We start from the raw sequence: 22,178 nt of genomic DNA, 5'->3' as shown, positions 1-22,178 counted from the left end.
GCATCACCGCCGCGCCGTCGCCGCCCCCTCCACCGCGAACAGCTGCTCCTCCACGTGGTCGAGAGCGAGCCGCAGCGCGCCCATCGCCACCGCGGCCTCGCCGAGGAGGGACAGGACGACCTTCGGCGGGCGAAGGCAGTAGCGGGCCAGTTCCCGCCGCAGCGGCTCCAGGACGCCGTCCAGACCGGACGCCCACCCGCCGACGACGACCAGCTCGGGGTCGAGGGCCAGGACGAGGGCGGCCACGTCGTGGACGAGGCGCTGGATGAACCGGTCGACGGCCGCGCGAGCCCTCTCGTCGCCCTCGCGGGCCTGGGCGAAGACCTCGGCGACGGCGTGCTCGTCCAGGGGACGCAACGGCTCGTCCGTGGTGGACAGCAACGTCTCCGGAGTCGCCTCGCGGCCCAGCAGATGCAGTGCGCCGATCTCACCGGCCGCCCCGCCGAACCCCCGGTGCAGCTGCCCGCCGATCAGTGATCCGGCGCCCGGGCTCAGCCCCGCCAGCACGAACACCACGTCGTCGGACTCGCCGGCCGCGCCCTTCCAGTGCTCGGCGACCGCCGCCGCGTTGGCGTCGTTCTCGACGAGCACCGGGCACTTGAAGGACCGGCTCAGCCGCTCACCCAGCCGCAGCCCCGTCCATTCGGGCAGCGCCGCTCCGAGCCGTACGGTGCCGTCCGCCTCCACGATGCCCGGCGTAGCGACGCCCACGGCCCGCAGCGAGTCGCGTGCGACACCGGCCCTGCGCAGCAGCTCGGCGACGGCCGTACGCAGCCGTTCGAGCCGCTCGTCGGCCGGAGCCGTCTCGTCGACGTCCTTGGCGACGGCCCCGAGCACCCGTCCGTCCAGATCGGAGAGGAGCGCGGCCACCCGGTGCGCCCCGATGTCCAGGCCCAGCAGGTGCCCCGCCTCGGCCCGGAACCGGAACCGCCGTGCCGGACGCCCCTGGCGCCGCACGAGGCTGTCCTCGGCCGCCCTCTCGACGACGTATCCCGCCTCGATGAGCCCCTCGACGACACCCTCGACGGTGGGCCGGGACAGCCCGGTCACCCGGGTGATCTCCGTCAGGGTCGCGGCATCCGTGGCACGCAACGCGTGCAGCACCACCGCGGAGTTGATCCTTCGCAGCAGCGAGGGATCCCCGCCGGTCAGCCGAGCCAACGTCCGTCCTCCCAGCTCGTGCGCATGTGGGCCGGATGCTACTCGCCGCGGCGTGACCCGGCGAGCGCGGGGAGTCAGAGACCGCTTGCTGTCCCCGTCAGCCGGGCGCGACGAACCCCGACTCGTACGCCGCGATCACGGCCTGCGTGCGGTCCCGCGCCCCCAGCTTCGCCAGTACCGCGCTGACGTGCGACTTCACCGTCTCCGTGCCGACGACCAGCCGGGCGGCGATCTCCGCGTTTCCACAGCCCGCGGGCCATCAGGCGCAGCACCTCGGCCTCGCGTTCGGTCAGTCGGGCCCGCTCCATCGCCGCCCGGGCCGCCCGATCACCGCCCGCCTCGCCGTACCGCGCGGCGAGCTGCCGCACCGAGGCCGGGAACAGCGGCGACTCGCCCTCGGCGACTCGCTTGCCGCTGCGCAGCAGGCGGTGAAGGACGACGGCCGCGTTGCTGGCGGGCGGCTGGAGCCTGGTGCGCCGGGACGCCTGACGGCACGCCAATTGTCAGTGGTGCCCGGTTTACTGGACCACATGAACATCGCACGGCATCTCGCCCTCATCGACGAGCTGTGCTTCCGTCCCTTTCCGGCGGAGCACGGCCCGTCGGACCTCGGCGACGGGGGCCCCGGCCACCTCGTCGTGGTGCTGGAGAGCAGCCGGGCCGACTGCGGGACGAGAGCGGTGCGGGTGGAGCAGTACGAGAAGTACCGGGACGCCCTCCATGAACTGCTCGTCTCCCGTTGGGGGGAGGGGTATTGGCTGAACCTGCAGACCGTTCTGCTGCGCAGCGGGGAAGAGGCGATACCCGAACCCTGGGCCTCGCTCAGCGCACGTGCCCGTGTCGCCGACCTCTGGGAAGCGGAGGGGACCGGACGCTGGGTCGTGACAGCCGTCGCCGACAGGGACCCGGCGGACCACATCCAGCTCCTTGCCGTGGTCACGGACGTCGCCCCGCCGTGACCCGTCAGCCGTCCTGCGCCGCCACCCGCAATCGTGCGAACTCCTCCGCCATCGTCGCCGCCGTCCAGTGCGCGTTCAGACCGCTCGGGTTCGGCAGCACCCACACCCGCGTGTCCCCGATCATCCGCTCCTGCGGTCCCACCCGGGCCTTGCGGTCGTCGAAGGCCGCCCGGTACGCGGTGACCCCCACGACGGCCAGCCAACGCGGCCGCAGTCGCGCCACCTTCGTCGCCAGCAGCCGCCCGCCCTCGCGGTACTCCGCGGCGCTCAACTCGTCGGCCCGCGCGGTCGCCCGCGCCACGACGTTCGTGATGCCCAGCCCGTACGACAGCAACTCCCGCTGCTCCGACGGCTTCAGCAGTCTCGGTGTGAAGCCGGACAGGTGCAGCACCGGCCAGAAGCGGTTGCCGGGACGGGCGAAGTGGTGTCCCGTCGCCGCCGTCATCCGGCCGGGGTTGATGCCGCAGAAGAGGACACGGAGACCGTCCGCGATCACGTCCGGCACCAGTCGGTCGCGAGCGGCCTCCAGCTCCTCGGCTGTGAAGCGCGTCAGAGGATCGCCCCAGGTGTGTAACCCGCGGCCTCGGGACGCTGCTTCACGATCTCCTCGACCCGGCCGACGACGACGCCGACCTGGTCGGCGGCCGCCCCCGTGAAGGACAGCTTGTCGGCCATCAGGGCGTCCAGCTGGGCGCGGTCGAGGGGGATGCGCTCGTCGGCTGCCAGCTTGTCGAGGAGCTCGTTGCGCTCGGCGCCCTGCTCACGCATCGCCAGCGCGGAGGCGACGGCGTTCTCCTTGATCGCCTCGTGCGCCAGCTCACGGCCCACGCCGGCGCGCACCGCGCCCATCAGCACCTTGGTGGTGGCGAGGAACGGCAGGTAGCGGTCCAGTTCACGCGCCACGACCGCCGGGAAGGCGCCGAACTCGTCGAGCACCGTCAGGAACGTCTCCAGCAGCCCGTCCAGCGCGAAGAACGCGTCCGGCAGCGCGACCCGGCGCACCACCGAGCAGGACACGTCGCCCTCGTTCCACTGGTCGCCCGCCAGTTCGCCGGTCATCGAGGCGTAACCGCGCAGGATCACCATGAGGCCGTTCACGCGCTCGCACGACCGCGTGTTCATCTTGTGCGGCATCGCGGAGGAGCCGACCTGGCCCGGCTTGAAGCCCTCGGTCACCAGCTCGTGCCCGGCCATCAGCCGGATCGTCTTCGCCAGCGACGACGGTGCCGCCGCCAGCTGCACCAGCGCGGTCACCACCTCGTAGTCCAGCGAGCGCGGGTAGACCTGGCCGACCGAGGTGAACGCCTGCGAGAAGCCCAGGTGCCCGGCGATCCGGCCCTCCAGGTCCGCCAGCTTCGACGCGTCACCGCCGAGCAGGTCCAGCATGTCCTGGGCCGTGCCGACCGGGCCCTTGATGCCGCGCAGCGGGTAGCGGGCGAGGAGCTCCTCCACGCGGCCGTACGCCACCAGCAGCTCGTCGGCCGCGGTCGCGAACCGCTTGCCGAGCGTCGTGGCCTGCGCGGCGACGTTGTGCGAGCGGCCGGCCATGACCAGCTCGCCGTACTCACCGGCCAGCTTGCCGAGGCGCGCCAGCACGGCCACCGTGCGGTCGCGCATCAGCTCCAGCGAGAGGCGGATCTGCAGCTGCTCGACGTTCTCCGTCAGGTCGCGCGAGGTCATGCCCTTGTGCACGTGCTCATGCCCGGCGAGGTCGTTGAACTCCTCGATCCGCGCCTTCACGTCGTGCCGGGTGACCTTCTCGCGCTCCGCGATGGAGGCCAGGTCGACGGTGTCCAGGACACGCTCGTAATCGGCGATCGCCTCGTCCGGCACCTCGATGCCGAGGTCCTTCTGGGCCCGCAGCACGGCGAGCCAGAGCTGACGCTCCAGCTTCACCTTCTGCTCGGGGGACCAGAGCGTGGCGAGCTCGGTGGAGGCGTAGCGTCCGGCGAGGACGTTCGGGATGCGGGGCTTGGCGGGCGCAGAAGTCACGTGTACGGAGTTTACCCGGCGGCCGGACGGCCCCCGGATCCTCCATACGGTCCGGAGGCCCCCAGGTCAGGGGTGATCCGGATACGGCCCCTGCGTCGGCCCGCGAGACGGGCGATCGGGTGAATTCCCCGCGTTCGACGCGTCCTGGTCCCCTCAGGCCTTCACATTTCGTTCATAGTCGGCAGGTCATGGCGAATGTGAACGTGCGGCATCACCGCCCCCGCGATGACCTTGCGCATCCCGGCACTCAACAAGATCGCGTCACCGACCGACGTCGGCTTCCCCGTTCCTCCCGAGAGAAAGAAACGAGAATGCGACAGACCTTGGCCAAGGGATTGCTCGTGGCCGCCGCGACCAGCGCCCTGTCCCTGTACGGCACCTGGTCGTCCGCGGCCCCCGGCATGCAGGGGGCCGCGGTCAAATCCGGTGCCGCACTGTCGAGCCGCACGGATGTGTGGGACCCGGGCGCCCTGGAGGAGCGGCTGGACGACAAGTTCAGTGAGGTCCGCGAGAAGTTCCACGAGCTGGACGACACGTTCGGCGAGATGGAGCACCGCCTGCCCGCCCCCGCGCATGACGGCTTCGACGACGATGCGCAGGAGCCGAGCGGCCACGGCTACGGTCCGAAGGAGTCCAGCGACCACGGTTACGGTCCGAAGGAGTCCAGCGACCACGGATACGGGCCGAAGGAGCCGACCGGCAAGGGCTACGGGCCCGAGGAGTCGAACGGCAAGGGCTACGGGCCCGAGGAGCCGAGCGGGTACGGCTACGGGCCCGAGGAGCCGAGCGAACACGGTTACGGGTACGGCCCCGAGGAGCCGACCGAACACGGCTACGGCTATGGCTACGGCTACGGGGACGAGACGCACAAGCCCGAGCCCACTCCGACCAAGACCGCCACGCCACCGCCGTCCCACAAGCCCACCCCGACGCCTGGTCCGTCGAAGACGCCCCCGGCGAAGCCGGAGCGTCCGCAGATCCCCGAGACCGGGGCCGGGAGCGTCATCGGAGGCATCGCGGCGAGCGGGGCGCTGCTGGTCGCCGGAACAGTGCTGTACCGGCGAGGCCGCCGCTCCGCAGCGTCCCGCCGGTAGAGCGCCGAAGGCGCCGGGGGACGGTCCGCCACCGCGCTGCCATGGGAGCGGGGCGTCCCCGTGGCGGCGCGGCCGGGCGTGGGACGGCCGGTCGAGCGCCTACGTCGCCGGGCCCTCGTACGGCAGGAGCTCGGGCCGCTTGGGAGGGAGCCCGTCCCCGGACGACCGCCCCGTCAGCCGCCGCGCGATCCACGGCAGCAGATGCCGGCGGGCGAAGCGCACGTCCGCGACCCGGCGCGTGACCCACCCCGGCGGCAGGGTGGCGGGCACCGGCGTACGCCAGTCGGTGTCCTCGGGCTCGTAGCCGAGTGCCTGCCACACGGCCTCCGCGACCCGGCGATGTCCCTCGGCCGTCAGATGCAGCCGGTCCACGTCCCACATGCGCGGGTCGGCCAGCGACGGAACCCCGTAGAGGTCGACGACGGTCGCGTCGTGCCGCTCGGCGAGCGCGTCGACGCAGGCGAACAGCTCCTCCATCCGGGGCCGGAAACGCTCCAGGACCGGCCCCTGCCGCCCCGGGCTGCGCATCAGCACCAGCTGCTTGCAGGCCGGGGCGAGCGTCTCCACGGCCTCTTCGAGCAGTCCGCGCACCCGGCCCATGTCGCACTTGGGCCGCAGGGTGTCGTTGAGGCCGCCGACGAGGGTAATCACATCGGCGCCCATCGCGGCCGCCACGTCGACCTGCTCCTCGACGATCTGCCCGATCAGCTTTCCGCGCACCGCCAGGTTGGCGTAACGGAAGCCCGGCGTACGGGCGGCCATCCGGCCGGCGAGGAGATCGGCCCAGCCCCGGTAGGAGCCGTCCGGGAGGAGGTCCGACATGCCCTCGGTGAAGGAGTCGCCGACGGCGACCAGGCTGGTGTGAGTGGGGTTCGTCTGCATGGCGGGAGCGATGGTATCCCGAACTCCATACCCAGCGGTCGGTCGGGTCGCATGCCCCGCTCTCACGCCCGCTGCCCGAACAGCTCCCGCAGCACGTCCTCCATGGTCACGAGCCCCGCCAGCCGCCCGTCGCCACCCAGCACCGCCGCCAGGTGCGTCCGGCTGCCCCGCATCGCCGTGAGCACGTCGTCCAACGGTGTGCTCTCCCGTACGCGCGCGATGGGACGCATCTCCCGGACCGGGAACGGGACATCCCGCGGTGAGGCGTCCAGGGCGTCCTTCACATGCAGGTAGCCGACGATACGGCGGTTCGCGTCGACGACCGGGAAGCGGGAGAAGCCCGACTCGGCCGACAGCCGCTCCAGTTCCTCCGGCGTGACACCGACGCGCGCCTGGACGACGCTCGCCAGCGGCAGCACCACGTCGCGTACCGGCCTGCGGCCCAGTTCCAGGGCGTCGTGCAGCCGCTCCCGGGCCCGCTCGTCGATGAGCCCGGCCTCGCCGGAGTCGCGCACCAGCCGGGCCAGCTCGGCATCCGAGAAGGTCGCGGTGACCTCGTCCTTGGTCTCGACGCGCAGCAGTTTCAGCAGGGCGTTGGCGAAGGCGTTGACCGTGAAGATCACCGGCCGCAGCGCCCGGGACAGCGCCACCAGAGGCGGACCGAGCACCAGGGCGCTGCGCACCGGCTCGGCCAGCGCGATGTTCTTCGGCACCATCTCGCCGAGCAGCATGTGCAGATACGTGGCCAGCGTCAGCGCGATCACGAAGGAAACCGCGTGCCCGGCTCCCTCGGGCACGCCCACCGCGTGGAAGACCGGCTCCAGCAGGTGTGCGATGGCGGGTTCCGCCACCACGCCGAGCACCAGTGTGCACAAGGTGATGCCGAGCTGAGCGGCCGCCATCAGCGCGGACACGTGCCGCAGACCCCACAGCACGCTCTTGGCGCGCCGGTCGCCCTGCTCGGCGTACGGCTCGATCTGCGAGCGCCGCACCGAGATCAGCGCGAATTCGGCGCCCACGAAGAAGGCGTTGACGATCAGCGTCAGGAAACCGATGAACAGCTGTACGGCGGTCATCGCCCCTCCCTCGTCTCCTGGTCCGGAGCGGCTTCGAGCGGGGCGTGCAGCAGCACCCGCGCCGCCCTGCGGCCCGCCGCGTCCACCACGTCCAGCCGCCAGCCGGCGACCTCGACCCGGTCACCGACGACGGGGATGCGGCCGAGCTCGGCCGCCACCAGCCCGGCCAGCGTCTCGTACGGTCCCTCCGGCACCCGCAGTCCGAACCGGGCGAGCTGGTCGACCCGCGCCGAACCGTCGGCCGAGTACAGCGTCCGGCCCTCGTCGTCGTCGCCCGCCGGGGCGATGTCGGGTGTCTCGTGCGGGTCGTGTTCGTCGCGCACCTCGCCGACGACCTCCTCGACGATGTCCTCCAAGGTGGCCACGCCCGCCGTGCCGCCGTACTCGTCGATGACCACGGCCATGGTGCGCTTGCCGGACAGCCGGTCGAGGAGCCGGTCGACGGTGAGGGTGGCGGGGACGAGCAGCGGCTCACGCATGAGCTCGGCGACGGAGACGCGCGGGCGGCGGTCCGCGGACACCGCGAGGACGTCCTTGATGTGCGCGGTGCCCACGACCGAGTCGAGGGTGCCGCGGTAGACCGGGAACCGGGACAACCCGGTCGCCCGCGTCGCGTTCGCCACGTCCTCGCAGGTGGCCTGGGCCTCCAGGGCGATGACCTGGACACGCGGGGTCATGACGTTCTCCGCGGTGAGATCGGCCAGGTTCAGGGTCCGTACGAACAGCTCGGCGGTGTCGGCTTCCAGGGCGCCCTCCCGGGCGGAGTGCCGAGCGAGGGCGGCCAGCTCCTGCGGGCCGCGCGCCGCGGCCAGTTCCTCGGTGGGTTCCACACCCAGACGGCGCACCACCCGGTTCGCCGTGTTGTTCAAGTGGGTGATGAAGGGGCGGAAGATCGCGCTGAACCAGCGCTGCGCGTTCCCGACCCGCTTGGCCACGGCCAGCGGCGAGGAGATCGCCCAGTTCTTCGGCACCAGCTCGCCGACCACCATCAGCACGACGGTCGACAGGGCGGTACCGATCACCAGCGCGATCGAGCTCGCCGTCGAGCGGGAGATGCCGAGCGACTCCAGCGGCTGCGCGATCAGGGCGGCGATCGACGGCTCGGCCAGCATGCCGACGACCAGGTTGGTGACCGTGATGCCGAGCTGTGCGCCGGAGAGCTGGAAAGTCAGACTGCGTACGGCCTTCAGCGCGCCCGCGGCGCCCCGCTCGCCGCGCTCCGCGGCCCGCTCCAGCTCGCTGCGCTCGACCGTGGTCAGCGAGAACTCGGCCGCGACGAACGCGCCACAGGCGAGCGACAGCAGGATCGCCACCAGCAGGAGGAGCACTTCGGTCATCGGGACACCTCCGTCCCATCGTCGGACAGGGCGGTCAGGATCGCGCGACGTCGGGTGCCGGGAGGCTCGCCCATGGGCGGACGTTCACACCTTTCATGGGGGACCGGGGTGATCCCTCATCGAGGGACGAAGCCTCCCCCGATGGTAAAGGGCGGATAAATTGTGTCAGTCGGTGAGCTGCTTCACCCACCGACGCCAGTGCTCCTCGGGCGTGTACCCGGCAGCGCGCCAGGCATGATGCGCGGTCTCGTTGCGCACAAGCACCATCGCGTCACCCCGGCGACCGCCGAGCCGTACGAACCTCTCCTCGGCGGCGGCCAGCAGCGCCGAGCCGATGCCCCTGCGGCGGCGCTCCGGATGCACCGCCAGCCGGTACAGGTGGCAGCGCCAGCCGTCGAAGCCGGCGATCACCGTACCGACCAGCTCGCCCTCCAGCTCGGCCAGGATCAGCGCCTCGGGATCGCGGGCGACGAGCCGCTCCACGCCGTCCCGGTCGTCACTGATGCTCGCGCCTTCGGCGGCCGTTTTCCAGAAGGCCAGCACGATGTCGAGGTCGGCGGCCGTGGCGGCCCGTATCCGCAGTTCGGTCATGCCGCGATCACATCACGGGCGGCAGGAGCGGAGGCGGGATTCCACTATGCGGACGTCCGGTCGGCACGCAGCCGTGCCATCACCGGGGCGAACGCCTCCATGCTCGGTTCGAGCACGGTGAGATAGGTGAACCCGTACCGCTCGCGCTGCGCCAGCACCTGGGCGGCCATCTCCGCCACGGTACCGACCAGCCCGATGGGCAGCTCCAGGATCTGGTCCACCGTGAGGTACGGGACGCGTTCCATGAAGAGGTCACTGAGCGCGCTCCGGTGAAGGCCGCGATGTCGGCGTACTCGGCGGTCAGGCACAGCACGCGCTCGCCGTTGCCGCCGACGAGCAGCGGCACCCGGGGCCGCTGCACCGGCTGCGGCCGGTGTTCGGCGGAGCCGAGCAACCGGTACGCCTCCTCGATCGTGCGCCGCAGCAGGTCCACGCGCTCGCGCGGGGTGCCCCAGGGCAGACCGGCCCTGTCGTGCTCCGCCTTCACATAGCCGGTGCCTAGGCCGAGTTCGAGTCGGCCACCCGTCAGGGCGTCGGTCGTCGCCACCTCGCGGGCGAGCAACGCCGGGTTCCAGAAACCGGCGTTCAGCACGAACGTCCCCAGCCGGGGCCGCTCGGTCGCCTCGGCCGCCGCGACCAGGGCCGGGAAGGGTGCGGGCATCCCGAGATGGTCGGGGACCAGGATCACGTCGTAGCCGAGTTCCTCTGCCCGGCGGCACTTGGCCCGCCACACGTCGGCCGGTGCGGGGGTCATGAGGCTGACGCCGAAGCGGAACGGGCGCGGGCCGACCGGTCGCGACATGAACTCCGCTCACCTGAAGGGCACTTGAGCGTCTGTCGTGATCCAATCACTCGTGCGCGATGGCCGCCAGCACATTCATGCGCGATGCACGCAACGCCGGCAGCAGCGCCGCCACCACACCCACCACCGCCGAGCCGATCACGACCGCGACGATCGTGCCCCACGGGATCGCCAGTGCCGTCATGCCCTGCAGCGCCAGCACCTGCTGGGTGCACACACCCCACACCAGGCCCAGCGCCAGGCCCAGGACCGCGCCGAACACGGCGATCACCACCGACTCCAGCCGGATCATCCGCCGCAGCTGCCGCCGGGCCAGCCCGATGGCCCTGAGCAGCCCGATCTCCCGGGTGCGCTCGACGACCGACAGGGCAAGGGTGTTGACCACCCCGAGCACCGCGATGATGATCGCGAGCCCGAGCAGCGCGTACACGAGGTAGAGCAGTACGGCGATCTGGTCGTGCACCAGGTCCTTGTAGTCGGCGATGTCGCGGACCTGGACCTGCGGATACGCATCGAGCGTCGTCTCCAGCTCCGCCCGCAGGTCGTCCGCGCCGGTGCCGGAGGCGGCGTTGACGTACACGGCCGCGTCCTGCCCGCCGGGCGCGTATTCCTGCAGCGTGCCCAGGCCGAAGAAGATGCCGCCCTGGGTGCCGAACCCCTCGGCGGACTCCTGGTCGGTCAGGGCACCCACGGCCAGCTCGGCGCGGCGCCCGCTGCGGAACTCGACGGGAACCGTGTCGCCGACGCGTACGCCGTGGTCCGCGGCGAAGTCCTTGTCCATGGCGAGGTGCCCGGCCGCGAGCGCGGACGCGGTGTCCCCCTGCGCGTAGGTGATGTCGGCGACCTGGTCGAGCTCGGGTTCGTAGCCCGCGGCGGTCGTCTGCACCCGGTCGCCGTCCGGGAGGCGTACGGCGATCGTCGTCAGCTGCGAACGTACGACGAGCCCGATGCCCTCGGTGTCACGGATCCTCTCGGTGATCTCCCTCGGGAACGGCACGAAGTTGCCGTTCTGGACCACGAAGTCGGCGCCCAGCGTCTTGTCGATCTGCTGGTCGAACGACCTGGTCATCGAGGCGCTCGCCACCGACATCCCGCCGACCAGGGCGAGCCCGATCATGAGGGCGGCGGCCGTGGCCCCGGTGCGGCGTGGATTGCGCAGGGCGTTGCGCTGGCTCATCCGGCCGATCGAGCCGAACAGCGCGGGGAAGGCGCCGCCGAGGACCCTGATCACGGGCCGGACGAGCAGGGGACCCGCGACCACGGTCGCGACGAGGGTCAGGACGACACCGAGGCCCAGCAGGGACGCCGCCGTCGACGTCCTGGACGCCACCGCGCAGCCGATGAGCGCCGCCGCACCGGCCGCCCCGACGACCGAGCCCACCACCGCGCGCATCCGAAGCGGCCGCCCGATGTCGGCGATCTCGGCGTCCGAGAGGGCGGCCATCGGCGACACGCCCGCCGCCCGCCGGGCCGGGAGGTACGCCGCGACGAAGGTGACGCCGAGGCCCACGACATACGCGGTCACCGGCGTGACCCAGCCGACGACCATCTCGTCCGCCTTGATGTTCATGCCCATCAGACCCATCAGCTTCATGAGTCCGAGGGCCAGCGCGATGCCGGCCGCGAGGCCCGCCGTCGAGCCGACCAGCCCCAGCAGCAGCGCCTCGGTCAGGACCGAGCGCCGCACCTGGCGCCGGTCCGCGCCGAGCGCCCGCAGCAGGCCCAGCTCACGGGTGCGCTGTGCGATCAGCATGGAGAAGGTGTTGACGATCAGGAACACCCCGACGAGCACGGCCACCCCGGCGAAGCCGAGCATGACGTATTTGATGATGTCGAGGAATCCGCCCAGCCGTTCCACGTCCGACTCGGCCTGCTCGTCGGCGGTGCGCAGCTCGTAGGCGCCGGTGTCCGTGCCCGCGTCGGTGCCGAGCGCGGCGGCCACGCGGCGCTTGAGCTCCGCGTCGCTGACGCCCTCCGCCGCGTCGACCGAGATGCCGGTGGCCGCCTTCGGGTCGCCCAGCAGCTTCGTCGACGCCGTCGCGGGGTCGAAGAAGACCAGCGCGGAGCCGGGGTTGGTGGTGGTGAAGGTGGCGATGCCGACGACCTCGACCGGGAAGGAGCCCTCCTGTGCGATGACAGTGAGACGGTCGCCGATGCGCACGCCCTTGCTGTCGGCGGTGTCGGCGTCGATCAGCATCTGCCCGTCGCCTCTCGGGGCGTGCCCGGAGGTGAGCTCCACGGGGCTGCGCTCGGTCGGGTTCCAGGCGGTGCCGATCGTGGGGGCGCCCGTGGTCGGGCTCACCGACTCGCGGTCCTCGTCCGTGACGGTGATGCCGTCCACGTCCACTTCGGCGCGGGCCGCGGCGACGCCGTCCACCTGGGCGACACGGTCGGCGAGCGACGCCGGCAGGGTCAGGGTCCGCCCGGAGGGCACCGTCTCGTCGAAGGGCTCTGTCGGGGTGATGGTGACGTCGGCGGCGGTCGAGGCGAAGAGCCGGTCGAAGGTGCGGCTGACGGTGTCCGAGAAGATCAGGCTCCCCGCGACGAAGGCCACGGACAGGATCACCGCCAGGGCGGAGAGCAGCAGCCGCCCCTTGTGGGCGAGGAAACTGCGCAGCGTCGCCCTGAGCACCGGGTCAGCCCTTCTCGGGCGCCGGCTCGCTGCCGGGTACCGCGCCGGGTTCGGCGCCGGGCGTCGGCCTGTCTGCGGGTACCGCGCCGGGCGCCGGCCTGTCTGCGGGTACCGCGCCGGGTGCCGGCTCGTCGCCGTCGAACTGCCCGCGGATCACGTCGAAGCGCTTCAGGCGCTCCAGCACGGCCTCCGCCGTCGGCCGCTCCATCCGGTCCACGATCCGCCCGTCCCCCAGGAAGAGCACGAGGTCGGAGTGGGCGGCGGCTCCAGGGTCGTGGGTGACCATGACGACCGTCTGGCCCAGCTGGTCCACGGCGTCCCGCAGGAAGCCGAGCACCTCCAGACCGGCCCGCGAGTCGAGGTTGCCGGTCGGCTCGTCCGCGAAGATCAGCTCCGGTCGGGAGGCGAGGGCCCGGGCGCAGGCCACGCGTTGCTGCTGGCCGCCGGAGAGCTGTGCGGGCCGGTGCTTGAGCCGGTCCCGCAGTCCGAGCGCGTCGATGACCTGGTCCAGCCACTTCTCGTCGGGTTTCCTGCCCGCGATGTCCATGGGCAGGGTGATGTTCTCGGCCGCGTTCAGCGTCGGAATGAGGTTGAACGACTGGAACATGAACCCGATGCGGTCCCGCCGCAGCCGGGTCAGCTCCCGCTCCTTCAGCCCGGTGATCTCGGTGTCGCCGAGCCACACCTGGCCCGCCGAGACGTCGTCGAGGCCCGCCAGGCAGTGCATCAGGGTGGACTTCCCGGAGCCCGAGGGCCCCATGACCGCCGTGAAGCGGCGGCGCGCGATGTCCACGTCCACCGAGTCGAGGGCGAGCACCGTCGTCTCACCCGAGCCGTACGCCTTGGTCAGACCACGCGCGCGGGCTGCGAACCCGTCGGCCGACGCGGGGCTCGTGGCGTGCTCCGCTGCTGCTGTGGACAAGACCGCCTCCTCACGGATGTCACGGACACCTCGTCCCCGTCGAGCGTAATGTGACCCATCGCACACCCGGAATCCTTCCGAGGTGCCGGTCCGTCTCCGCCCCAGGTCGGGCCCCCAGCGTCGATGTAAGGGGCACATTCCATTCGTGCGGGGCTCGGTCGAGCCCTTGCCGGTGCTAGCGCTACGGCGCTAGCTTCGAAGTATGGCGAAGACCCAGTTGAACGTCAGAGTGGACGAGGGCACCGCCCGCGCCGCCCGCGAACGCGCCCTGGCCCGAGGCATGAGCGTCAACCGATACATCGAAGAACTGGTCAGGAAGGACACCGGCGAGGTCGGCCATACGTTCGTGGAGGCCGCCGCCGACTTCATGAAGCAGTACGAGTCGGTGTTCGCCGAGGAGTTCGGCCCCGACGGCGCCCCCTCGGACCGCACACGCGAAGGTCGCCACTGATCCCTTGAGCAATCCGAACATCGACCTCGCCTGGCTGCTGATGCTCGCCGAGAAGAGGACGCCGGGGGACCCCCGGGTCACCGACTGGGGAGCCCTCGTCGCCGCCGTCGCACGCCACCAGGCCGAGATATTCGACGTCCCCGTCTACGACACCCCGCACGCCCGGGCCGCCGCCCTGCTCCAACTGCTCATCCACGTCCCCGCGCTGGAGCGGTCCAACGCCCTCTTCGCCTCCGCCGTCGCCTACGCCTACCTCGTCGCCAGCGGCCTGAAGGTCGTCACCTCGCCCGAGCAGGTGCGCGAGCTGGCCCGGCTGGTGAAGAGCGGCGAGGCCTCGGTGCACGACATCGCGCGGGAACTGCGGCAGTGGAGCCGGTGAGGGCGGTGCCAGGAGGTCAGCGGCGCGGCCGCCACGCCGTGCCCAGTACGCAGTAGGACGCGGGGAGCACCGGCCCGTTCTCCGGCATCATCACCCGCCGGTACGGGCCGAGGTCGAACCCTGCCGCCCTGAGCGCGGCGACCGGGTCGCGCGAGAGATGGCAGCCGCCACTGACCAGCGGCCACACCGTCCGGTCCAGCGCCCGCTGCGTGAAGGTCATCGCGCGCCCGCCGCCCCGTCCGTGCTCGAAGAACCGCACGGTGCCGCCGGGCCGCAGCACCCGCCGAACCTCACCGAGCGCCCGCGGCACGTCCCGCACGCTGCACAGCACCAGCGACAGCACCACGGCGTCGAACGCCTCGCTCTTGACCGGCAGCGCCTCCGCCGCGCCCGGCACCACGTCCACGGGCACCTCGGCGCGCAGCGCGGACTCCACCGCCAACTGCCGCAGCAGGCGCTCCGGTTCGATGGCGACGACCTCCGAGACCGCACGGGGATAGTGGGCGAAGTTCAGGCCGTTGCCCGCACCGATCTCGATCACCCGGCCGGACAGCCCGGCCAGCAGCCGATCGCGTACGCCGGCCATGCCCATCCGGGTCTCGGCGGCGACACTGGCCCGGGCGTAGCAGCGGGCGAACAGCGGGTGGTGCACGGCGCCCCGTGACACCTTGCCTGAACCGGCGGAACGCAGGGCCATGGGGACCTCCCGGTCGGGACGGGACTCACTTCCCGATTCTCCCCCGCACGGGCCCGGCGCACCCCCGCTGTTCGAGCGCTGTCCTTCCGCCTCAGCCGATGAAGTCCCGGACCCGCTCGTACACCCCGCGGTCGTTGTTCATGGCGGTGTGCGAGACGCAGCCGACCTCGACGTTGGTCGCGCCGCTCAGGATCGCGGTGGTGTCAGGGGTGAGCGCGTCGTCGCAGTTCGACCAGTAGCTGGCGTACGACACGGCCCCCGGGGTCTCGTCCCCCGAGTTCAGGGAGGTCAGGAACGAGCTGCCGGTGTTCATCTCCTTGCAGGAGGCGTACAGCCAGGCACACCACCCGGCCGTGCTCGTTCCGTGGTTCACGCCGGCCGTGGAGACGAAGTCGTCCACGTACGAGGTCCCGCCCAGGTTCTTGAGGTAGTAGCGCGAGCTGAGCGCGCCCATGGAGTGCACGACCAGGTCGACCTTCGAGGCGCCGGTCCGGGCGAGCACGTTGCTGATCTCGGTCGCGAGCCCCCGGGCGGTGGTGGCGTTCGACTGCGCCCAGTCGTACGACCAGGCATGCAGCTCGGCGGAGGTGTAGCCGTCGGCCTTGAAGTAGCCGACCCAGTCGTTCCAGCTGCTCGACGAGCTGCTCAGACCGTGCACGAAGACGACGGGGTCGCGGTCCGCGGCGTGCGCCGGGGTGGGGGAGAGGGAGAGCGACAGAAGGAGCGATGAGGCCAGGGCCGCCAGGGCCGTGGCGATGCGACGCTTGTGGCGCTGCATGGTGCCTCCTGAAACGTGTGGGGTTGCCAGGAGTGTCGGGGCGGGTCTACGCGCGCCGCATCGGTGAAATCGCCGGTCTTTACGGTTCAATTAACTCGCCAGTAACGTGATGGGTGTGGTGACTCCGGTGAACCCCCCACCTCGTGAACGCAGTTCGCCACCGCAGGTCACGGGCGCGTGGCGACGGACCGCCGTCCTCCCCGAAGGCGTCCGGGTACGCATACTGCGCGCCGTGCACGGCGATCCGCACGCCGCCGCCGAACTGGTCGCACGCCTGAGTGACCGTCAGGCGGCCGGCGTCGACCCGCTCCCCACGGAGCCCGCCGAACTCGCGCCCTCGCTGCTGCGTGAACGCCGGGCGGAAATAAGGGCGTTGCCGGACGACACACGCCTGCTGCTGCTCCTGGCCGCGGCCGACCAGTACCCGGTCCCCACCGGCGCCTTCCTGCGAGCCGTCACGGCCGCCCGCCTCGACACCCGGCCCCTGGACACCGCCGAAGCGGCCGGTCTGGCGCACACGGGGGCGGGTGGCGTCGTGTTCCGTGACGCGTGGACGCGCATCGCGGCCTACGAGACGGGCAGCCCGGCCGACCGCCGGGAGGCCCATCGTCTGCTGGCCCGGGTGCTGAGCGGCGTGGGCGAGGCACCCTGGCGCTCCTGGCACCGGGGCGCGGGAGCGCTCGGGCCCAGTGGGCGGCTGGCCGTTGAGCTCGGCGCGGCGGCGGAAACGGCGGCCCGGGCGGGGCTGCTCTCCTCGGCGCGCGCTCTGGCGGAACGGGCCGCCACCCTGTGCCCCGAACCCTCCGAGCGGTCCCGCCTGGTGGCCCGGGCCGCCGCGTACGCCTGGCAGTCGGGCGACGGGGACCGGGCACGCAAACTGGCGGCCGCGGACGCGGACGACGCGCTGAGCGGGGTGCTCGCCCTCCGGGCCGGGAACGCGTCGGAGGCGTTCGACGCGCTGCTGACGGCGGCGGCGCGGCCGGCGGACGCCACCGTGGCCGGGAGCCCTCGGTCGTCGGCCGCCGAGTGGGAGGGCGGCCTCGACACGCGGGTCACCGCGAGGCGCACGGGCCGCGCGAGGCACACGGCCCCTGCGAGGCCCGCGGGCCCCGCGAGGCCGTCGGAACCCGAAGACCGGGCCACTCGGCACACGGCTCGCACCCCGCCGGGCCCGGCGGTACCGCTCGCCGACGCCCCTGCCGTGCCGCCGAGCGCCGACACGGACTCCGCCCCGGCCGTGCCGGCCGCCGTCACCACGTCCATGCCCAGCACGCCGACCACCGCCGAGCACCTCCTCGCCCGCGCGACCGAAGCCGCCATCTACACGGGCGACCTGCGCCGTCTGCGCGAGGCCGCCCGCCTCGCCGATCGGCTCGGCGCCGCCCCGCCCGGCACCCTGTCCGGCCTCGTGGCCGCGTCCCACGGACGGTACGAGGACGCGCGGGACCTGCTGAAAGCGGCGGCAGGGCGGTGCGGGCCGGGTGGTGACCCCACCGTCCTCCTGCACGCCGGGATCGCCGCCCTGCTCCTCGGCGACCACACCCGCGCCGCCACCGCGACCCGGCGCGCGGCCGCCTCCGCCCGCGCGCGGGGCACCGCCGCGGCCGTGGTCCAGGCCATGGAGTTCCGCGCCTACGCCGACTTCTGGACCGGGCGCCCCCGCGCCGGTGAGGCCACCGCCGCGGACGCCCTGGGACGGGCCCACGCCACCGGCCAGGACAACGGCGCCTGCCACCTGCGGGCCGCGCTCGCCATGTTCGCGGCGCTCACCGGAGACGTGGACGCCTGCCGCGAACGCGCCGCGGCGGCACAGTCGTACGCCCTCGCCCGCGGTCTCGGTCTGCCCGCCGCCCTCGCCCAGTGGGCGCTCGCCTTCCTCGACCTGTGCGGCGGCCGGTACGCGGCCGCGGCCACCCGACTGCGCGCCCTCGCCGCGTTCGGCCCCGGCCACGGCCACCGTGCCATCCGCCACCTGGCCACCCCGCACTACGTCGAGGCCGCCGTCCGCACCGGGGACACCCGGGTCGCCCGCGCCGCGCACGCCGACTACCACCGCTGGGCCGAAGCCGTGCGCAGCGCCGACGACCTCGCCCTGAGCGCCCGCTGCCGCGCCCTGCTCGCCCCCGGCGCCGAAGCTCCGGACCACTACCGCACCGCCCTCGACCTGCACGCCCACGGCACCCGCGACTTCGAACGCGCCCGCACGGAGCTGCTGTTCGGCAGTGCCCTGCGCCGACTGCGCCGCCGCACGGAGGCCCGCGACCGTCTGCACAGCGCACTGGAGGCGTTCGACGCCTTCGGAGCCCCGCACTGCGCGGCCATGGCACGCACCGAACTCCGGGCCCTGGGAGCGCCGGCGGCCCCGCCGCGGAAGGGTTCCGACAGCCCCGTCGCCCGTCTCACGGCCCAGCAACTGCTGGTCGCGCGGATGGCCGCCGAGGGTGCCACCAACCGGGAGATCGCCGCCCGCCTCGCGCTCAGCCCGCGCACGATCGACCACCACCTGCGGGGTGTCTTCACCCGCCTGGGCATCCGCTCGCGCATCGAACTGGTGCGGATCGTCGCCGAGAGCGACGGGCGTGAGCCCGACTAGACCTCGCGGAACGCGCGGGCGAACCCGGCGAGGTTCTGCGGGCAGGCCCATGTCTCCCGTGTCATCCGGCGTCCGAACCAGCTGTCCGACTCATCGTCCGACCCGTCGTCGGTCCGGAGCGCGTCTTCGGTCAGGGCCGCTGCACCGGCGGCATCCCGCTCCGGGTGGGCCAGCATCTCCAGGACGTACCGGAAGTCGTCCAGCTCGTCATCGTCCCGGAGGTCGTCGCACGGATGCTCTTCATGCGCGCACGGTGTCTGCCCGAGAGCCTGCTCGACGGTGCCCATCGCCTTCAGCACACGGGCCTCGGCCTCGGCGTCCGGGCAGGCGTAGATCACGTACGGGCCTATGAGTACCAGCCCGAGGGTCCACAGTGCCGTGTCCGGACCGCCGGCCGCCACGCCGGCCTCCAGATTCCTCGCGCACTCCAGCACCTTCGCCGGCACATCCCCCAGGTGGTAGCCCTGCCGGATCTCGTCCCACTCGCCGATCAGGACGTCCCACTCGGCGACCGCGTCTGCATGGACCATGATCCGAGCATGGCACGAGGGTCTGACACTGCGGCAGCGTCACCCGCGGGCACGCCTCAGGGCGCCGTACGCCCCCGGAACTGCTCGGCGTCCCACGTCCCGAACAGCCGCGGCGCCAGCCACCCCGGCGCCCCCGCGCGGAAGTCGGCGGGCGCCAGCGCTCCGGCCCCCGCCGGCACCGCACCCAGCAACGGTGCCCCCGCGACCTCCGGCAGGTCCGTGACATTGCAGCGCGAGGCCAGATCCGGTGCGTCGGGCCAGCTGCCGATCACCACGCCCAGCAACTCCAGCCGTCGGCCCCGCAGTTCACGGGCGGTCAGCTCGGTCGTGTTGAGCGTGCCCAGCCCCGCCGAGGCCACCACCACGACCGGCGCCGCCATGCGTTCGGCCGCGTCCGCCAGCGTGCCGCCCGCCTCGTCGAAACGCACGAGCAATCCGCCCGCCCCCTCCACCAGCACCAGGTCATGCTCGGCGGCCAGCTCGGCGGCGGCCTCGGCGATCTCGTGCGGCCGGACCGGGGCCCGTCCGGCCCGGCGCGCGGCCGTGGCGGGTGCCAACGGGTCCGGATAGCGGGCGAGTTCGGTGCTCGTCACGCTGCCCGCGAGCCGCGCGACCTCGTCGGCGTCCCCGCGCTCGTCCGGCCGTACGCCCGTCTGCGCCGCCTTGAGCACGGCCACGGACCGGCCCGCGCCCACCGCCGCCGCCGCGACCGCGGCGGTCGTGACCGTCTTGCCGACCTCGGTGCCCGTGCCCGTGATCACCAGTACCGCCATGTCAGGCCTCCCGCGCCGCAGCGCACACCGCGCGGGCGATCCGTGCCACGTCCGCGTCGCCGGTGACGTACGGCGGCATCGTGTAGACGAGGTCGCGGAACGGCCGCAGCCAGACACCCTCACGCACGGCGGCCGCGGTCGCCCTCTCCATGTCGACGGGGTGGTCCAGCTGGACGACCCCGATGGCGCCGAGGACTCGTACGTCCTTCACGCCCGGAATGTCCACCGCGGCGGACAGCCCCTCCCGCAGTCCCGCCTCGATCCGCTCGACCTCCGCCGACCAGTCCTGGCCGAGCAGCAGCTCGATCGAGGCGCACGCGACCGCGGCAGCCAGCGGATTGCCCATGAACGTCGGACCGTGCGCCAGCACCGGCACCTCGCCCCGCGAGATGCCGTCGGCGACGCGCGAGGTGCACAGCGTGGCGGCCATCGTCAGGTAGCCGCCGGTCAGCGCCTTGCCGACGCACATGACGTCCGGCGTCACCGCCGCGTGGTCCGCCGCGAACAGCGCACCGGTGCGCCCGAACCCGGTCGCGATCTCGTCGAACACCAGCAGCACCTCGTGCGCGTCGCACGCCTCCCGCAGCACCCGCAGATACGCGGGGGAGTGGAACCGCATCCCGCCCGCGCCCTGCACCACCGGTTCGACGATCACTGCGGCCAGTTCGTGTGCGTGGCGTTCGATCAGGGTCCGCAGCTGTTCGGCGTAGGGCTCCTCGTAGTCGGCCGGCGGCGGGTCCGCGAACACCTGACGCTGAAGGACCCCGGTCCACAGCTCGTGCATCCCGCCCTCGGGGTCGCACACCGACATCGGCTGCCAGGTGTCGCCGTGGTAGCCGCCACGCCAGGTGAGCAGCCGCTGCTTCCCCGGGCGGCCCAGGGAACGCCAGTACTGCAGGCACATCTTGACCGCGACCTCGACCGACACCGACCCGGAGTCGGCGAGGAAGACATGCTCCAGGCCGTCGGGCGACATGTCGACAAGGAGCTTCGCCAGGCGGACGGCGGGCTCGTGGGTGAGCCCGCCGAACATCACATGGCTCATGCGCGACAGCTGATCGCGCGCGGCCTCGTTGAGCACCGGGTGGTTGTAGCCGTGGATCGCCGACCACCAGGACGACATGCCGTCGACCAGTTCGCCCGATCCGTCCGCCGGCTTCAGCCGCACCCCGCTCGCCGACTCCACGACGAGCGGGTCGGCACGGCCCGGCATGGGACCGTACGGATGCCAGACGTGCCGCCGGTCGAGGTCGAGCAGTTCGGGCACGCTCAGGTCAGGCATTGGGCGCGAGGTCCGTTCCGGCGCCTCGGCGGCGTACGGCGACCAGGTCGGTGCGCGGCTCGCCGACCGGCGCGGCAGCGGCCGTACCGCACACTCCGCCACCCTCCTGCGACCCGCACCCGGCGCTCTCGTGCGACCCGCAGCCCGCGCCCTCGTCCGGTCCGCAGCCGGCGCTCGCGTGCGAGCCGCACCCGCCCCCGGCCGTCGCCCGGTGCTCCGGCAGCGTCACCTGGTCGGCGCCCTCCACCTCGAACCCGGCGTCCGCGATCATCTCCAGGTCGGCCTTGCCCGCCTGGCCCTCACTGGTGAGGTAGTCGCCCAGGAAGATCGAGTTGGCCAGGTGCAGGGCGAGCGGCTGCATCGTGCGCAGATGCACCTCGCGGCCGCCCGCGATCCGCACCTCGACGTCCGGGCACACGAACCGGACCATCGCCAGGATGCGCAGGCAGCGCTGCGGGGTGAGGTTCCACTCCTTGGCCAGCGGGGTGCCCTCGAACGGGATCAGGAAGTTGACCGGCACCGAGTCGGGGTCCAGCTCACGCAGCGAGTACACGACGTCGACCAGGTCCTCGTCGGACTCGCCCATGCCCGCGATCAGCCCGGAGCACGCGGACAGCCCCGCCGCGTGCGCCTTCTGCACGGTGTCGACGCGGTCGGCGTAGGTGTGCGTGGTGGTGATCTCCCCGTAGGTGGACTCCGAGGTGTTGAGGTTGTGGTTGTACGCGTCCGCACCCGCTTCGCGCAGCCGCTCCGCCTGGCCCTCGGAGAGCAGGCCGAGGCAGGCGCACACCTCGACGCCCTCGTTCTGGTCCTTGATCGTCTTGATGGTCTCGGAGACCCGGTCCACGTCCCGGTCGGTCGGGCCACGCCCGGACGCCACCAGGCAGACCCGCTTGGCGCCCCCCGCCAGTCCGGCGGCCGCGGCCTCGGAGGCCTCGTCCGGCTTGAGCCAGGTGTACTTCAGGATGCCGGCGGTGGAGCCCAGCCGCTGGGAACAGTAGGAGCAGTCCTCCGGGCACAGGCCCGACTTGAGGTTGACGAGATAGTTGAGTTTCACCCGCCGGCCGAACCAGTGCCGGCGCACCTTCCCGGCCGCGGCCACCACATCGAGCAGGTCGTCGTCGGAAGTGGCGAGGACGGCCAGCGCTTCCTCGCGGGTCGGCAGCTCGCGCCGAAGCCCCTTGTCCACCAGCGTGTTCAGCAGGTCCATGGGGACCGATCCTGTCCTATCGAGCCGTCCCGGGCCA

General features: G+C 72.5%; 20 protein-coding genes and 2 pseudogenes. 5 read left to right on the top strand and 17 right to left on the bottom strand.

Annotated features, from left to right (window positions below):
• Positions 1 to 3: 3 nt before the first annotated feature.
• Entirely contained in the window at positions 4 to 1,161 is a 1,158-nt protein-coding gene (locus ACWCPI_RS17605) for an ROK family transcriptional regulator (RefSeq protein ID WP_451038958.1), read from the bottom strand.
• A gap of 97 nt (positions 1,162 to 1,258) precedes the next feature.
• Positions 1,259 to 1,568, bottom strand: a pseudogene (locus ACWCPI_RS17600) (response regulator transcription factor); the annotation flags it as partial.
• Between the two features lie 123 nt (positions 1,569 to 1,691).
• On the opposite strand from ACWCPI_RS17600, the gene ACWCPI_RS17595 reads away from it, so the two are divergent.
• Positions 1,692 to 2,120 carry a hypothetical protein gene (locus ACWCPI_RS17595; protein ID WP_451038957.1) on the top strand — a complete coding sequence of 143 codons (429 nt, stop codon included), beginning with the start codon at positions 1,692 to 1,694 and terminating at the stop codon, positions 2,118 to 2,120.
• Positions 2,121 to 2,124: 4 nt separating this feature from the next.
• Here the strand turns inward: ACWCPI_RS17595 and mug are convergent, their stop codons facing one another.
• Both mug and purB read right to left on the bottom strand, forming a co-directional pair.
• Entirely contained in the window at positions 2,125 to 2,625 is a 501-nt protein-coding gene (gene mug, locus ACWCPI_RS17590; RefSeq protein ID WP_451038956.1) for a G/U mismatch-specific DNA glycosylase, read from the bottom strand.
• A gap of 44 nt (positions 2,626 to 2,669) precedes the next feature.
• Positions 2,670 to 4,112, bottom strand: coding sequence for an adenylosuccinate lyase (gene purB / locus ACWCPI_RS17585; RefSeq protein WP_451038955.1), 1,443 nt, complete (start codon positions 4,110 to 4,112; stop codon positions 2,670 to 2,672).
• 311 nt (positions 4,113 to 4,423) lie between these two features.
• Between purB and ACWCPI_RS17580 the strand changes: the two genes are divergently transcribed.
• A complete protein-coding gene (locus ACWCPI_RS17580; protein ID WP_451038954.1) occupies positions 4,424 to 5,206 on the top strand; it encodes a hypothetical protein in 783 nt (260 codons plus the stop codon).
• Positions 5,207 to 5,305: 99 nt separating this feature from the next.
• Here the strand turns inward: ACWCPI_RS17580 and ACWCPI_RS17575 are convergent, their stop codons facing one another.
• From ACWCPI_RS17575 to ACWCPI_RS17545, 7 genes and pseudogenes are all read right to left on the bottom strand, one after another.
• Positions 5,306 to 6,088 (bottom strand): SGNH/GDSL hydrolase family protein, encoded by a 783-nt coding sequence (locus tag ACWCPI_RS17575; protein ID WP_451038953.1) that lies wholly within the window; start codon positions 6,086 to 6,088, stop codon positions 5,306 to 5,308.
• A 62-nt stretch (positions 6,089 to 6,150) separates the two neighbouring features.
• Positions 6,151 to 7,164 carry a hemolysin family protein gene (locus ACWCPI_RS17570; protein WP_451038952.1) on the bottom strand — a complete coding sequence of 338 codons (1,014 nt, stop codon included), beginning with the start codon at positions 7,162 to 7,164 and terminating at the stop codon, positions 6,151 to 6,153.
• Positions 7,161 to 8,501 carry a hemolysin family protein gene (locus tag ACWCPI_RS17565; RefSeq protein ID WP_451038951.1) on the bottom strand — a complete coding sequence of 447 codons (1,341 nt, stop codon included), beginning with the start codon at positions 8,499 to 8,501 and terminating at the stop codon, positions 7,161 to 7,163. Before ACWCPI_RS17565 ends, ACWCPI_RS17570 begins: the two co-directional genes overlap by 4 nt.
• Before the next feature lie 165 nt (positions 8,502 to 8,666).
• On the bottom strand, positions 8,667 to 9,092 hold the full coding sequence (locus ACWCPI_RS17560) for a GNAT family N-acetyltransferase (protein WP_451038950.1): 426 nt from the start codon (positions 9,090 to 9,092) through the stop codon (positions 8,667 to 8,669).
• Between the two features lie 44 nt (positions 9,093 to 9,136).
• Positions 9,137 to 9,894 (bottom strand): annotated as a pseudogene (locus tag ACWCPI_RS17555) (TIGR03621 family F420-dependent LLM class oxidoreductase).
• 46 nt (positions 9,895 to 9,940) lie between these two features.
• A complete protein-coding gene (locus ACWCPI_RS17550) occupies positions 9,941 to 12,526 on the bottom strand; it encodes an ABC transporter permease (protein ID WP_451038949.1) in 2,586 nt (861 codons plus the stop codon).
• A gap of 4 nt (positions 12,527 to 12,530) precedes the next feature.
• Positions 12,531 to 13,448, bottom strand: a complete 918-nt coding sequence (locus ACWCPI_RS17545) for an ABC transporter ATP-binding protein (protein WP_451038948.1) — start codon at positions 13,446 to 13,448, stop codon at positions 12,531 to 12,533.
• A gap of 202 nt (positions 13,449 to 13,650) precedes the next feature.
• Here ACWCPI_RS17545 and ACWCPI_RS17540 point away from each other — a divergent pair, with 202 nt between their 5' ends.
• Positions 13,651 to 13,899, top strand: a complete 249-nt coding sequence (locus ACWCPI_RS17540) for a hypothetical protein (RefSeq protein WP_062155729.1) — start codon at positions 13,651 to 13,653, stop codon at positions 13,897 to 13,899.
• Between the two features lie 4 nt (positions 13,900 to 13,903).
• Positions 13,904 to 14,278, top strand: coding sequence for a fic family toxin-antitoxin system, toxin component (locus tag ACWCPI_RS17535; protein WP_451038947.1), 375 nt, complete (start codon positions 13,904 to 13,906; stop codon positions 14,276 to 14,278).
• A gap of 16 nt (positions 14,279 to 14,294) precedes the next feature.
• Here the strand turns inward: ACWCPI_RS17535 and ACWCPI_RS17530 are convergent, their stop codons facing one another.
• Both ACWCPI_RS17530 and ACWCPI_RS17525 read right to left on the bottom strand, forming a co-directional pair.
• Positions 14,295 to 14,975: a class I SAM-dependent methyltransferase gene (locus ACWCPI_RS17530; RefSeq protein WP_451038946.1), complete on the bottom strand. Its 681-nt coding sequence runs from the start codon at positions 14,973 to 14,975 to the stop codon at positions 14,295 to 14,297.
• Positions 14,976 to 15,066: 91 nt separating this feature from the next.
• Positions 15,067 to 15,753, bottom strand: coding sequence for an esterase/lipase family protein (locus ACWCPI_RS17525; protein ID WP_451038945.1), 687 nt, complete (start codon positions 15,751 to 15,753; stop codon positions 15,067 to 15,069).
• 109 nt (positions 15,754 to 15,862) lie between these two features.
• Between ACWCPI_RS17525 and ACWCPI_RS17520 the strand changes: the two genes are divergently transcribed.
• Positions 15,863 to 18,346: a LuxR C-terminal-related transcriptional regulator gene (locus ACWCPI_RS17520; RefSeq protein WP_451038944.1), complete on the top strand. Its 2,484-nt coding sequence runs from the start codon at positions 15,863 to 15,865 to the stop codon at positions 18,344 to 18,346.
• Here ACWCPI_RS17520 and ACWCPI_RS17515 read toward each other — a convergent pair.
• From ACWCPI_RS17515 to bioB, 4 genes are read right to left on the bottom strand one after another with little or no spacing between them, the layout of a single operon-like run.
• Complete coding sequence (locus ACWCPI_RS17515; protein WP_451038943.1) at positions 18,343 to 18,876, bottom strand: hypothetical protein; 534 nt, start codon at positions 18,874 to 18,876, stop codon at positions 18,343 to 18,345. The two genes, ACWCPI_RS17520 and ACWCPI_RS17515, sit on opposite strands and share 4 nt — an antisense overlap.
• Before the next feature lie 56 nt (positions 18,877 to 18,932).
• On the bottom strand, positions 18,933 to 19,649 hold the full coding sequence (gene bioD / locus ACWCPI_RS17510; RefSeq protein WP_451038942.1) for a dethiobiotin synthase: 717 nt from the start codon (positions 19,647 to 19,649) through the stop codon (positions 18,933 to 18,935).
• A gap of 1 nt (position 19,650) precedes the next feature.
• Entirely contained in the window at positions 19,651 to 20,931 is a 1,281-nt protein-coding gene (locus ACWCPI_RS17505; RefSeq protein ID WP_451038941.1) for an adenosylmethionine--8-amino-7-oxononanoate transaminase, read from the bottom strand.
• Complete coding sequence (bioB, locus tag ACWCPI_RS17500; protein ID WP_451038940.1) at positions 20,924 to 22,141, bottom strand: biotin synthase BioB; 1,218 nt, start codon at positions 22,139 to 22,141, stop codon at positions 20,924 to 20,926. Before bioB ends, ACWCPI_RS17505 begins: the two co-directional genes overlap by 8 nt.
• Between the last annotated feature and the right edge of the window lie 37 nt (positions 22,142 to 22,178).

The organism is Streptomyces sp. NPDC001920, assembly GCF_053594495.1.
This window is presented reverse-complemented; position numbering and strand designations above follow the sequence as displayed.